At 68.7% G+C, this 12,065-nt stretch carries 12 protein-coding genes; 7 read left to right on the forward strand and 5 right to left on the reverse strand.

What is annotated here, in order from left to right; genetic code table 11:
* The first annotated feature begins 5 nt into the window (after positions 1–5).
* The gene (locus ACN27E_RS21110; RefSeq protein ID WP_422744433.1) at positions 6–1,106 is read left to right on the forward strand and encodes a LacI family DNA-binding transcriptional regulator; all 1,101 of its coding nucleotides are present in this window, start codon (positions 6–8) and stop codon (positions 1,104–1,106) included.
* A gap of 11 nt (positions 1,107–1,117) precedes the next feature.
* Here ACN27E_RS21110 and otsB read toward each other — a convergent pair whose 3' ends face one another.
* Positions 1,118–1,900 (reverse strand): trehalose-phosphatase, encoded by a 783-nt coding sequence (otsB, locus tag ACN27E_RS21115; RefSeq protein WP_422744434.1) that lies wholly within the window; start codon positions 1,898–1,900, stop codon positions 1,118–1,120.
* Between the two features lie 3 nt (positions 1,901–1,903).
* Positions 1,904–2,509 (reverse strand): cholesterol catabolism transcriptional regulator KstR, encoded by a 606-nt coding sequence (kstR, locus tag ACN27E_RS21120; RefSeq protein ID WP_422744435.1) that lies wholly within the window; start codon positions 2,507–2,509, stop codon positions 1,904–1,906.
* A gap of 291 nt (positions 2,510–2,800) precedes the next feature.
* Here kstR and ACN27E_RS21125 point away from each other — a divergent pair, with 291 nt between their 5' ends.
* The gene (locus ACN27E_RS21125) at positions 2,801–4,915 is read left to right on the forward strand and encodes an acyl-CoA dehydrogenase family protein (protein WP_422744437.1); all 2,115 of its coding nucleotides are present in this window, start codon (positions 2,801–2,803) and stop codon (positions 4,913–4,915) included.
* Here the strand turns inward: ACN27E_RS21125 and ACN27E_RS21130 are convergent.
* Together ACN27E_RS21130 and ACN27E_RS21135 are read right to left on the reverse strand one after the other, a co-directional pair.
* A complete protein-coding gene (locus ACN27E_RS21130) occupies positions 4,912–5,487 on the reverse strand; it encodes a hypothetical protein (protein WP_422744439.1) in 576 nt (191 codons plus the stop codon). The two genes, ACN27E_RS21125 and ACN27E_RS21130, sit on opposite strands and share 4 nt — an antisense overlap.
* Before the next feature lie 20 nt (positions 5,488–5,507).
* Positions 5,508–6,575, reverse strand: coding sequence for a 2Fe-2S iron-sulfur cluster-binding protein (locus ACN27E_RS21135; RefSeq protein WP_422744441.1), 1,068 nt, complete (start codon positions 6,573–6,575; stop codon positions 5,508–5,510).
* Positions 6,576–6,738: 163 nt separating this feature from the next.
* On the opposite strand from ACN27E_RS21135, the gene hsaA reads away from it, so the two are divergent.
* From hsaA to ACN27E_RS21160, 5 genes are all read left to right on the forward strand, one after another.
* Entirely contained in the window at positions 6,739–7,923 is a 1,185-nt protein-coding gene (hsaA, locus tag ACN27E_RS21140; RefSeq protein WP_422744442.1) for a 3-hydroxy-9,10-secoandrosta-1,3,5(10)-triene-9,17-dione monooxygenase oxygenase subunit, read from the forward strand.
* The gene (gene hsaD / locus ACN27E_RS21145) at positions 7,924–8,823 is read left to right on the forward strand and encodes a 4,5:9,10-diseco-3-hydroxy-5,9,17-trioxoandrosta-1(10),2-diene-4-oate hydrolase (RefSeq protein ID WP_422744444.1); all 900 of its coding nucleotides are present in this window, start codon (positions 7,924–7,926) and stop codon (positions 8,821–8,823) included.
* Complete coding sequence (gene hsaC / locus ACN27E_RS21150) at positions 8,820–9,719, forward strand: iron-dependent extradiol dioxygenase HsaC (protein ID WP_422744445.1); 900 nt, start codon at positions 8,820–8,822, stop codon at positions 9,717–9,719. The genes hsaD and hsaC overlap by 4 nt, the downstream gene beginning before the upstream one ends.
* 8 nt (positions 9,720–9,727) lie before the next feature.
* Entirely contained in the window at positions 9,728–10,303 is a 576-nt protein-coding gene (gene hsaB / locus ACN27E_RS21155; RefSeq protein WP_422744447.1) for a 3-hydroxy-9,10-secoandrosta-1,3,5(10)-triene-9,17-dione monooxygenase reductase subunit, read from the forward strand.
* 83 nt (positions 10,304–10,386) lie between these two features.
* The gene (locus tag ACN27E_RS21160; RefSeq protein WP_422744449.1) at positions 10,387–11,292 is read left to right on the forward strand and encodes a DUF4344 domain-containing metallopeptidase; all 906 of its coding nucleotides are present in this window, start codon (positions 10,387–10,389) and stop codon (positions 11,290–11,292) included.
* Between the two features lie 2 nt (positions 11,293–11,294).
* Here the strand turns inward: ACN27E_RS21160 and ACN27E_RS21165 are convergent, their stop codons facing one another.
* Positions 11,295–12,062 carry an alpha/beta fold hydrolase gene (locus ACN27E_RS21165; protein WP_422744451.1) on the reverse strand — a complete coding sequence of 256 codons (768 nt, stop codon included), beginning with the start codon at positions 12,060–12,062 and terminating at the stop codon, positions 11,295–11,297.
* Positions 12,063–12,065 lie beyond the last annotated feature (3 nt).

Genomic DNA, 12,065 nt, shown 5'->3' on the forward strand with positions numbered 1-12,065 from the left:
CGAACATGTCCAGGAGTTCGCCGCCCCGCCGGCGGGCCACCCTGGCTTCGTTGGCCGCCGAGCTCAAGGTCTCACGGACCACGATCTCCAATGCGTACAACCGGCCGGACCAGCTGTCCGCGGAGTTGCGCGAGCGGATCTTCACCGCTGCCAAGCGGCTCGGCTATCCCGGCCCTGACCCGGTGGCCCGGTCCCTGCGCACCCGGCGCGCCGGCGCGGTCGGATTGATGATCACCGAGCCGTTGAACTACTCCTTCAGTGATCCTGCGGCCTTGGATTTCGTTGCCGGCCTTGCCGAATCATGCGAAGAGGTGGGGCAGGGCCTGCTGCTGGTGGCTATCGGGCCCAACCGCAGTGTCCAGGACGGGACCGCGGCGGTGTTGGCCGCTGGCGTCGACGGGTTCGTGGTCTACTCCGCCAGCGATGAGGATCCGTATCTGCCGGTGGTGCAACAGCGTCACCTTCCGGTGGTGGTGGTCGACCAGCCCAAGGATGTCAGCGGGGCATCGCGGGTCGGTATCGACGATCGGGCGGCGATGCGACGGCTCGCCGAACACGTTGTGGCGCTGGGGCACCGCGAGATCGGCCTGCTCACCATGCGGCTCGACAGCGAGCGGTCGGCGGGGGACCCGTCGCCCCGGCTGGCCGACGCGGATCGGCTGGCCAGGCCGCACTTCCACGTCCAGCGCGAGCGGATCGGCGGGGTGCGCGACGCGTTGGCGGCCGCTGGGCTGGATCCGCACGCACTGACGGTGGTCGAGAGTGTCGAGCACCTGCCGTCCTCGGGCGGCGCCGCGGCCGAGGTCGCACTGACGGCCAACCCGCGCATCACCGCGCTGATGTGCACCGCCGACGTGCTGGCGCTCTCGGCGATGGACTATCTGCGCGCCCGCGGGATCTACGTACCGGGACAGCTGACGGTCACCGGATTCGACGGCATTCCCGACGCTCTACGGCGGGGGCTGACGACGGTCGCGCAGCCCAGCGTGGAGAAGGGGCGCCGCGCCGGGCGGCTGCTGCACCAGCCGCCCCGCTCAGGCCTGCCGGTCGTGGAGATCCTCGACACCGAACTGATCCGCGGCCGTACGGCAGGTCCCCCGGCCTGAGGGCCTGAGGGCTACGCGCTGCGCTCAGCGGCCCAGCGCCGCCGTGCCTGCAGCAGATACTCCAACGCCGCCGCGACGTCGTCCGGCTCGTCGACCCGGTGGCCGGCCGCGGTGTCCCCGTCACCGACCTTGACCCCGACATCGTCACCGCGCATCCGGCGGAACGCCTTCTCGTCGGTGACGTCGTCGCCGAAGAACACGACCGCGGACGCATCGTGCTGGTCGCGCAGGATGTCGACGGCCTGACCCTTGTCGGTGTCGATGACCGCGAACTCCTTGACCGCCTTGCCGTCGGTCACCTGCGCGTCCCACGACCGGGCCGCCTCGGCGGCGCGGCGCATGACCGCCTCGGCGTGCTCGGGTGCGGCGTTGCGGACGTGCAGCGCCACGCTGGCCGGCTTCAATTCGGTTGCCGCACCGGGATATTCGGCGGCAATCTCGTCGAGGGTGTGTTTGATCTCGGCGAGCAGAGCCGCGGCCCGATCGTCGACCGGTTGGACGAATCCGCTGTCGAACTCGGAGCCGTGACTGCCGACCAGCGCAACGGTGTCCGACATCGCGGACAGTTCCCGCAGTACGGTCAGCGCCCGGCCGGAGATCAAGGCCACCGTCGTGGCATCCAGGGTCGCCAGCGCCTCGAGCGCTGCCGCCGAGCGGGGCAGGGGGTGGGCCTGTCGCGGGTCGGCGACGATCGGGGCGAGCGTGCCGTCGTAATCGCAGGCGATCAGCAGGCGCGGAAGGCGCGCGGCGGCGTCGAGCGCACCGCGCAGTTCGTCGGGTAAGCCATCGGCCACCCGTCAGATCTTAGGGCGGTCCCCGTCACCGATCAGCAGCCGCACCGCCAGGTCGAGGCGTTTGCTCACATCGGTGGCCGACGCGCGGCGGGTCAACCAGGCCAGCAGATTGGACAGCCACACGTCGGAGATCACCCGGGCGATGTGGTACTGGTCTTCGGTCGGTTCCCCGTCGCTCATCGCGCGGGCGAACATCGAGTCCATCAACTTGCCCACGTGATCGACCTCACCGGCGGCCGACGCGTCGGCGAAGACGAACGCGCGCGTCATCGCCTCGGTGAGCAGCGGGTTGCGCTGCATCGCCCGGTTGAGCTTGCCCACCATGAAGTTGAGCCGCTGATACGGCGTGCCGCCGGCCAGCGCCGCACGATCGGTCTTGGCGTCGATCCGCTCGAACTCCCGGCCGAGCGCGGAGACCAGCAGGTGCACCTTGGAGGGAAAGTACCGGTAGAGGGTGCCGACGGCGACGTCGGCGCGCTCGGCCACCGCCCGCATCTGCACCGCTTCGTACCCGCCTTTGGAGGCAATGGCCAGGGTGGCGTCCAGAATCCGCTTGCGGCGCTCCCGCTGCGCTTCGGAGCCCAGCTCCGATTCGGCGAGCACGGACACCGTCATCACCTCGCGCGGCCGCGAACCGGAGCCTGACTCGCGCGTGGAGGAGTCCGCTCCTGAAGGCGGATTGGTGTGTGCTGGCGACGACATGCTGTGTGAGACTCCTTCATCCTGCGTATCCGCTGAAAACGATACGCATGCCCAGCTCCGATTTCTCACCTCGGTGTCGGCGCCACACCGACCTGTCCTGCTGCGATGCCAGTCGACTTGACGGTCGAACGCTGGCACCATTAGAACACGTTCTAGTGGGAAGTGAGACCTTCTCGCCTGAGGCTAGGAGGCCGGGATATGTCGGTGGCGGCGGCGAGCAGCACTGACGAACAGTTTGCTGCGCGGGAGATGGTCCGGGACTGGGCCGCCGCGTCGGCGGTGACGGCCGACGCGCGCGACGTCGAGCAGGGCGACCCGGACGGCTGGCGGCGTGCCTATGCGGGTCTTGCCGAGCTCGGGATCTTCGGCGTCGCCATCGCCGAGGAGCACGGTGGGGCCGGCGGCACCGTCGACGACCTGTGCGCCATGGTCGACGAAGCCGCGGCCGCGCTCGTGCCGGGACCGGTCGCGACCACCGCACTGGCGACTCTGGTGATCGCGGACCCGGAACTGCTGGAGGAGCTCGCCACCGGAGCGCGCACCGCCGGTGCGGCGTTGGGCGCCGAGGTGACGGTCGACGGTGACACGGCGTCGGGAAGCGCCGCCTTCGTGCTCGGCGCGACCGCCGACGGTGTACTGCTGCTGCCGGCCGGCGATGCCGTCGTCCTGGTCGACGCCGCGGCCGACGGCGTCACGGTCGAGGCGCTGGAGGCCACGGATTTCAGCCGCCCGTTGGCGCGGGTGGTGCTCGACGGTGCGTCGGTGACGACGCTGGACGTCACGCGCGAGCGGTTCGAGAACCTCGCCGCCACGGTGCTGGCCGCCGAGGCCGCCGGTGTGGCCCGCTGGCAGTTGAACACCGCCACCGAGTACGCGAAGGTCCGGGAACAGTTCGGCAAGCCGATCGGCAGCTTCCAGGCCGTCAAGCACATGTGCGCGGAGATGCTGCTGCGGGCCGAGCAGGTGTCGGTGACCGCCGCGGACGCTGCGCGCGCCGCCGCCGAAGGCGACGATCGGCAGCTGTCGATCGCGGCCGCGGTGGCGGCGGCGGCCGGCATCGAATCGGCCAAGGCCAACGCCAAGGACTGCATCCAGGTGCTCGGCGGCATCGGGATCACCTGGGAGCACGACGCTCACCTGTACCTGCGCCGCGCGCTGGGGATCTCGCAGTTCCTGGGCGGCCGTTCGCGCTGGCTGCGCCGGATCGCCGAGCTGACTCGCCAGGGCGTGCGCCGTGAACTGCGCATCGATCTCGAATCGGTCGACCACCTGCGCCCGGAGATCGCTGCGGCGGTGGCCGACGTCGCCGCCAAACCCGCCGACCAGCGCCAGGCTGCGTTGGCCGCGACCGGTCTGCAGGCGCCGCACTGGCCCAAACCGCACGGGAGGGCGGCGTCGCCGGCCGAACAGCTGCTCATCGACCAGGAACTGGCGGCCGCCGGAGTGGAACGGCCCGACCTGGTCATCGGTTGGTGGGCCGCCCCGACGATCCTCGAGCACGGCAGCCCGGAACAGATCGACAGGTTCGTCCCGCCCACGCTCAGCGGTGAGCTGCTGTGGTGCCAGCTGTTCAGCGAGCCGGGCGCTGGTTCCGACCTCGCCGCCCTGCGCACCAAAGCCGTTCGGGTTGAGGGTGGTTGGCGGCTCACGGGTCAGAAGGTGTGGACATCGGCGGCGCACCGGGCGCAGTGGGGGGTGTGTCTGGCGCGTACGGACGCCGACGCGCCGAAGCACAAGGGCATCACCTACTTCCTGATCGATATGACCTCGCCGGGCATCGTGATCCGTCCGCTGCGCGAGATCACCGGCGACGAGCTGTTCAACGAGGTGTTCTTCGACGACGTCTTCGTCCCCGACGAAATGGTGGTCGGTCAGGTCAACGACGGCTGGCGGCTGGCGCGTACCACTCTGGCCAATGAGCGGGTGGCGATGGCCGGGGGTACCGCGCTCGGTAACCCGATGGAGGAGCTGCTCGACGCGGTCGCGGAACGGGGGCTCGACGCCGCCGGACAGGATCGGCTCGGCGCGCTGATCCTCACCGCGCAGGTGGGTGCTCTACTGGATCAGCGGATCGCCCAGAAGGCGGTCGGCGGGCAGGATCCCGGCGCGGAGTCCAGCGCGCGCAAGCTCATCGGTGTGCGGTATCGCCAGGAGCTCGCAGAGTTCCGCATGGACGTTACCGACGGCGCCGGTGTGGTGATGAGCCGGCAGGTGCACGACTTCCTGAACACCCGCTGTCTGACGATCGCCGGCGGCACCGAGCAGATCCTGCTCACCCTCGCCGGTGAACGCCTGCTGGGTCTGCCGCGCTAACCGAACGTGGTCTGCGCGCAGGCGTCCGGCGTGGTCAGGTTCACGCCGTTGTAGACCACCTGGATGTGGCTGCAGACGATGAACGTCGCGTCCAGCGCGGGCTCACCGGTGGTCCACTTCGTCGGCGCCGAGGTGCCGTCGACGCGGTAGCGCTCGACCGGTCCGCCGCCGAAGGTGGTCACCGAGATCTCGACGTCCCGCAGCGACTTGTACTCCTTGGACAGGACGTTGTCGTGGTTGGCGCCCTTGCCGGCCCGCGGGGTGCCCGTCGGCGCACTGTAGTCCGCCTCCTGCCAGACGTCGCGGTCGTTGCTGCGCAGGGTGATGGTCTGCCGGGACCAGGCCTCACCCGGGAACCCGAGCGGTGGCCCGCCGGGCGCCGCGAGGTTGGCCGCGGTGTTGAACGTGCAGACGGTGCCCACGCAGTCGGCGGTCACGTGCATCTCGATCAGCGTCGTGGGGTTGGCCGGGATCGAGGACACCGCGGAGTTGGCGGCCGCCGTCGCCGTGCCGGGCGGGGTGAGCAGTGCGGCGCCCAGAGCCGCCGCACCCGCTGCTGCGAGCCGATTCATCGTCTGAAATTAGCCTCTCGTCAGTCGTCGTAGGTGACTTCGACCGAATCGGAACGCGGCACGGCCTGGCAGCCCAGGATGAGACCCTCGTCCAGGTCGGACTGTTCGAGCACGTCGTTGACCTCCATCTCGACCTCACCGCTGGTCTTGAGGACGGCGCAGGCGCCGCAGTGGCCCTCGCGGCAGGAGAACGGGGCGTCGAGCCCCTTGTCGAGCAGCACGTCGAGCAGTTTGGCCTTACGCGGCCAGCGCACCTCGTGGGTCTGTCCGTCGAGCACCACGATCGCGGTCGCCGGACCCTCGTCACCCTCGTCCTCTTCGATCACCACGGCGGCGAACGGATCGGATTCCAAGGATTTGAACACCTCGATGTGGATCCGGTCGCTGTCGGTACCGGCCGTCGCGAGGGCCTCTTCGGCGGCTGCCATGAACGGTCCGGGGCCGCAGATGTAGGCGTCGTGGCCGGTGTACGGGCCGACCACCGCGGCCAATGCGGTCGCCGTGGGCAGACCCTGGACGGATTCCAGCCAGTGCACCACCGTGAGGCGGTCGGCGTATTCGGCCACCAGATCGCGAAGCGCGGAGGCGAAGATGACGTTCTTCTCGTCGCGATTGGCGTAGATCAGCACCACCTTGCCGGTGCCCTCGACGAGCGCCGACTTGAGGATCGCCAGCATTGGCGTGATGCCGCTGCCGGCGGCCAGCAACAGGAAGTCGGTGTCGAGCGCCTTGGGGACAAAGGTGCCCGACGGCGCCAGCACGTGCATCCGCATCCCGGCCTCGGCGTGGTCGCAGAGCCAGTTGGAGGCGTAACCGTCGGCGGTGCGTTTGACCGTCACCGTCAGCGGGTCGTCAGTGAACGGCGAGCTGCACAGCGAGTAGCAGCGGGCCACCGATCCGGTGCGGTCGCTGGGCACCCGAAGGGTCAGGAACTGACCCGGCGCGTAGCGCAGGCGTTCGGCCGGGATGTCTGGGTCCGTGGGGCCATCAGGGACTCTGAACACCAGGGACCGCGCGTCGGCGGTCTCCTCGATGACCTCGGCCACCTCCAGTTCGAGAACGTGGCTGCCGAGTGGCTCGTCCGTCACGACACGTGGCCTTCCTGTCCGGTTCTGGCGCCCATAACTAGAACAGGTTACAGAAATGAGCTTTCGCAGGTCCAGCCGCTGCAGCGGGAGCCTGCTCGACACAAATCGTAACGTGTTCTAATCTTTCTACAGCCCCGATTCAGTCCACCTATGGAGGCACGCAGTGACGTCCATTGAACAGCGCGACGCGCAGTCGGTCCTCAGCGGCATCGACGATCTGCTCCCCACTCTGCGTGAGCGCGCGCCAGAGGCCGAGGAGCTGCGCCGCCTGCCCGACGAGACGATCCGCGACCTCGACGCGGTCGGCTTCTTCAAGCTGCTGCAGCCCGAACAGTGGGGCGGCCTGCAGTGCGATCCCACCGTCTTCTACGAGGCGGTCCGCCGGCTCGGCAGCGCGTGCGGATCCACCGGCTGGGTCAGCTCGATCATCGGGGTGCACAACTGGCATCTCGCCCTGTTCGACCAGCAGGCCCAGGACGAGGTGTGGGGCGACGACCCGACGGTGCGGGTGTCGTCGTCCTACGCCCCGATGGGGGCCGGCGTCGTGGTCGACGGCGGTTATCTGGTCAGCGGTGCCTGGCAGTGGTCCTCCGGTTGCGACCACGCCACCTGGGCGTTCCTCGGCGGCCCCGTCATCAAGGACGGCAAGCCCGTCGACTTCGGCAGCTTCCTGATCCCGCGCAGTGAATACCGCATCGACGACGTGTGGAATGTCGTGGGGCTCAAGGGCACCGGCAGCAACACGGTCGTGGTCAAGGACGTCTTCGTCCCCCGGCACCGCTTCCTGTCCTACAAGGCGATGAACGATCGCACCGCCGGCGGCCTGCAGAACAACACCGCTCCGGTCTACAAGATGCCTTGGGGCACCATGCATCCCACGACCATCACCGCTCCCATCATGGGAATGGCGTACGGCGCCTACGAAGCCCACGTCGAACACCAGGGCAAGCGGGTGCGCGCGGCGTTCGCCGGGGAGAAGTCCAAGGACGATCCGTTCGCCAAGGTCCGCATCGCCGAGGCCGCCAGCGACATCGACGCCGGCTGGCGTCAGCTGATCGGCAACGTCCGCGACGAATACGAACTGCTCAAGACGGACCAGGAGATCCCGTTCGAGCTGCGGGCGCGCGCACGTCGTGATCAGGTGCGCGCCACCGCCCGTGCCATCGCCTCCATCGATCTGCTCTTCGAGGCGTCCGGTGCCACGGCACTGGAACTCGACAAGCCCGTGCAGCGCTTCTGGCGGGACGCCCACGCCGGCCGGGTGCACGCGGCGAACGAGCCCGAGCGTGCCTACCTGATCTTCGGCAACGACGCCTTCGGGCTGCCGCCGCAGGACACGATGGTCTAGATGACGTCCTACATCGCACAGGTCGAGACCCAGGTCGAGGTCACCTTCGAGGCGACCAGCCGTTATGCCGACGTCAAAGCCGGCGAGCGAGATCTGCGCCTGCACTATCACGAGGCCGGGGTCAGCCACGACAAGACCGTGGTGCTGTTGCACGGCGGTGGCCCCGGTGCGTCGAGCTGGTCGAATTTCTCCAAGAACATCGCGGTGCTGGCGCAGCACTTCCGGGTCATCGCCCTCGACCAGCCTGGCTACGGCCATTCCGACAAGCTCAGCGAACACGAGCAGTACAACCGCTTCAGCGCCACCGCGCTGCTGGCGCTGCTGGACCAGCTCGGCATCGAACGCGCCGACCTGGTGGGCAATTCGCTGGGCGGCGGCACCGCGGTGCGCTTCGCACTCGACAACCCGAAGCGCGCCGGCCGGCTGGTGCTGATGGGCCCGGGCGGCCTGTCGGTGAATCTGTTCGCCCCGGACCCGACCGAGGGGGTCAAGCTGCTCGGTCGCTTCACCGGCGACCCCACGCGCGAGAACCTCGAGAAGTTCCTGCGCATCATGGTCTTCGATCAGAAGTTGATCACCCCCGAACTGGTCGATGAGCGATTCGCGATCGCCAGCCAGCCGGAGTCGCTGGCTGCGGCACGGGCGATGGGCATGTCCTTCGCCGGACCGGATTTCGAACTCGGCATGATGTGGCGCGATGTCTACAAACTGCGCCAGCGGGTACTGCTGATCTGGGGCCGGGAGGATCGGGTCAACCCGCTCGACGGTGCCCTGGTGGCGCTCAAGCAGATCCCGCGCGTGCAGCTGCACGTATTCGGCCAGTGCGGGCATTGGGCACAACTGGAGAAGTTCGACGAATTCAACAAGCTCACCATCGATTTCCTGGGGGGTGGATCGTGACCATCAAGTCACTGGGATATCTGCGGATCGAGAGCACCGACGTCGGCGCCTGGCGTGAATACGGGCTCAAGGTGCTCGGCATGGTCGAGGGGAAGGGTCCCACCGAGGGGGCGCTCTACCTGCGGATGGACGAGTTCCCGGCCCGGCTGATCATCGTGCCGGGGGAACACGACCGCCTCCTCGAATCCGGCTGGGAGACCGCCAACGCCGCCGAACTGCAGGACATCCGGCAGCGCCTGGACATGGAGGGCACCCCCTACAAGGAGGCCACCGCGACGCAACTGGCCGACCGCCGGGTCGACGAGATGATCGTCTTCGACGATCCGTCGGGCAACACCCTCGAGGTGTTCCACGGTGTCGCGCTCGAACACCGTCGCGTGGTCAGCCCGTACGGCCACAAATTCGTCACCGAGGAGCAGGGTCTCGGCCACGTCGTCCTCACCACCCGCGACGACGCCGAGACGCTGCACTTCTACCGCGACGTGCTCGGGTTCTATCTGCGGGACTCCATGAAGCTGCCCCCGCAGCTCGTCGGCCGGCCTGCCGACGGTGCCCCGGCGTGGCTGCGGTTCCTCGGCGTCAATCCGCGCCACCACAGCTTGGCCTTCATGCCGGGGGAGACCCCGAGCGGCATCGTCCACCTCATGGTGGAGGTCGGCGAAGCCGACGACGTGGGCCTGTGCCTGGACCGCGCGCTGCGGCGCAAGGTGCCGATGTCGGCGACGCTGGGTCGCCACGTCAACGACAAGATGCTGTCGTTCTACATGAAGACCCCGGGCGGCTTCGACATCGAATTCGGCTGTGAAGGGCTCGAGGTCGACGACGACAACTGGGTCGCCCGCGAGAGCACCGCGGTCAGCCTGTGGGGTCACGACTTCAGCGTGGGCTTCAAGTAGCCCCGGCCATGCCCGAGCCCATCGACCCGCGCACATTCCGGCACGTGCTGGGTCAGTTCTGCACCGGCATCACGATCATCACCACGACGTCGAATGGCGCGACGGGCGCCGAGCCCATCGGCTTCGCCTGCCAGTCGTTCGCCGCGCTCTCGCTGGAGCCACCGCTGGTGCTGTTCTGCCCGACCAAGGTGTCGCGGTCGTGGGCGGCGATCGAGGCGAGCGGGCGGTTCTGCGTCAACGTGCTGCACGAGAAGCAGAAGGACGTGTCGGCCCGGTTCGGCTCGCGCGAACCGGACAAGTTCGCCGGTATCGAGTGGCGGCCTTCGAAACTGGGTTCGCCGATCATCGACGGCTCACTGGCCCACATCGACTGCACCGTGGCGTCGGTCCACGACGGCGGTGACCACTTCGTGGTGTTCGGTGCAGTGCATTCGCTCTCCGAGGTCCCGAAGAAGAAGCCGCGACCGCTGTTGTTCTACCGCGGCGAGTACACCGGCATCGAACCGGACAAGAACTCGCCGGCGCACTGGCGCGACGATCTGGAGGCGTTCCTCACCGCCACCACGCCCGACACCTGGCTCTAAGCGCTAATATTTGCGATCCCGTCATGCCATGCTCGAGCCGGCGCGCATGCAGCCGCGTCTCCGGTTCAGCGAAGGGTAGTGGGATGTCGATCGCAGCCGTCGCCCGAATCACCGCCGCGGCGTCGCTGCTCGGGCTGCTCGCCGGCTGCAGTGGGGGTGGGGTAGCGGGGGACTCGCAGGCCGACAGCTCCGGTTCGAGCGCCGCCGGGATCGAAGAGGCCGGCCCCGACGTGGCGGCCGCGGATCGGGCTCACGGCCCCGCAGACGGCGACGGCCGGATGATCGTCAGCTATGAGGACGCCACCACGCCCGAAGCGCAGAACGGCAAGAGGATCATGGCCGACGCGAAGTTCCTCGAGGATGTGGCCGACGAGACGTCCCAGATGCTCAAACTGCCCCAGGACATCCCGCTCATCGGCCGGCAGTGCGGTGAGGCCAACGCGTACTGGAGCCCGGCGGACCAGGCGATGACGATCTGTTACGAGGACGCCGACGCCGGCTTCACGGTGTTCTCCAAAGCCAACGACCCGGACCCGGTCGCCTCCACTCTCGGAGCGGAGCGTGCGACGTTCTACCACGAGCTGGGGCACGCGACGATCGACATCTACGACCTGCCGTTCACCGGCCGTGAGGAGGACGTCGCCGACCAGCTGGCCGCGGTACTGCTGCTCGAACCCGACGAGACGGGCACAGCTGATCCGGAGAACGTCCAGGCCGCCGTCGACTGGGCGCGGATCTGGGAGGATTCGGCCGCCCAGAACGGCAGCCCGGAGGACTTCCCGTTCTGGGACGCCCACGAATACGACCTGGCGCGCATGTACAACTTCGAGTGCTGGATCTACGGCTCCAATCCCGAGGCAAACGCGTTCATCCTCGACACCGGGCCCGACTCCGGCACGCTTCCCGAGGATCGGGCGCAGGATTGCCCGCAGGAGTGGGAGCGGATGTCGCGCGCCTGGGACGAGATGCTCGACCCGTACTGGAAGTAGCGTCAGAGCCGCCCGGACACGAAGTCCACGATGGCGGCGGCGACCTCGCGGTGCGCGGTGTCGTTGAGGATGTCGTGACGCCCCCCGGAGACGGCGTACAGGTCCAAGGCCTCGATCTGCTCGGCGTAGGCGCGGACGGCGCCGATGTCGGCGATCGGATCCCGCTCCCCGTGTACCGCCAGCGTCGGCACGGTCAGCCCCGGCAGGTCGGCGCCGAACCGGTCCCACGCCCGGTCGAGTTCGCGGGCCAGCGCGGTGCCGTCGGCGTCGACGAATGCCAGCGGATCGTTCCCCATGGCGTCGAGGTAGAACGGGTCGGCCGACAACCAACCGGGGTCCAGCTCGAACGCGGCGTCGGTGTCGAGCAATGCGGGCACCGGTACCAGAGGCGCGCCGGAGACGACGCCGGCGACGTAGCGGTCCGGCGTCTCCAGCAGCCGGGCCAGGGTGACGATGGCGCCGAACGAATGCCCCTGCACGACAAGGGGAAGGCGCGGGTTCTCGGCTTCGGCCAGCTCGATCAGCGCGTCGGCCAGCGCTGAGCTGTCCTCGGTCGTCCCGAAATCGCCTCGGGTCCCGGGGGTGAGGCCGTGCCCGAACTGGTCGACCGCCCACAGGTCGATCCCGGACGCGTTGAGCGCGAAGCCGTAGCGGTGGTAGACGCCGGTGTGTTCACCGAACCCATGCAAAAAGATGACGGCGGCACGGGGATGTTCGGCGGCCCAGTGTCGGTAGTACGCACGTCCGCGTTCGTGGTCGAGAAAGGGCATGGG

The sequence above is a fragment of the Mycobacterium sp. WMMD1722 genome, assembly GCF_049315205.1.
Lineage (GTDB): Bacteria > Actinomycetota > Actinomycetes > Mycobacteriales > Mycobacteriaceae > Mycobacterium.

Excerpts from the sequence above, each read along its gene's own strand:
- ACN27E_RS21125 (WP_422744437.1), top strand. The coding sequence starts at position 2,801 with ATGTCGGTGGCGGCGGCGAGCAGCACTGACGAACAGTTTGCTGCGCGG.
- ACN27E_RS21160 (WP_422744449.1), top strand. The coding sequence starts at position 10,387 with ATGTCGATCGCAGCCGTCGCCCGAATCACCGCCGCGGCGTCGCTGCTC.
- ACN27E_RS21165 (WP_422744451.1), bottom strand. The coding sequence starts at position 12,062 with ATGCCCTTTCTCGACCACGAACGCGGACGTGCGTACTACCGACACTGG.
- hsaB (WP_422744447.1), top strand. The coding sequence starts at position 9,728 with ATGCCCGAGCCCATCGACCCGCGCACATTCCGGCACGTGCTGGGTCAG.
- hsaD (WP_422744444.1), top strand. The coding sequence starts at position 7,924 with ATGACGTCCTACATCGCACAGGTCGAGACCCAGGTCGAGGTCACCTTC.
- ACN27E_RS21130 (WP_422744439.1), bottom strand. The coding sequence starts at position 5,487 with ATGAATCGGCTCGCAGCAGCGGGTGCGGCGGCTCTGGGCGCCGCACTG.
- ACN27E_RS21110 (WP_422744433.1), top strand. The coding sequence starts at position 6 with ATGTCCAGGAGTTCGCCGCCCCGCCGGCGGGCCACCCTGGCTTCGTTG.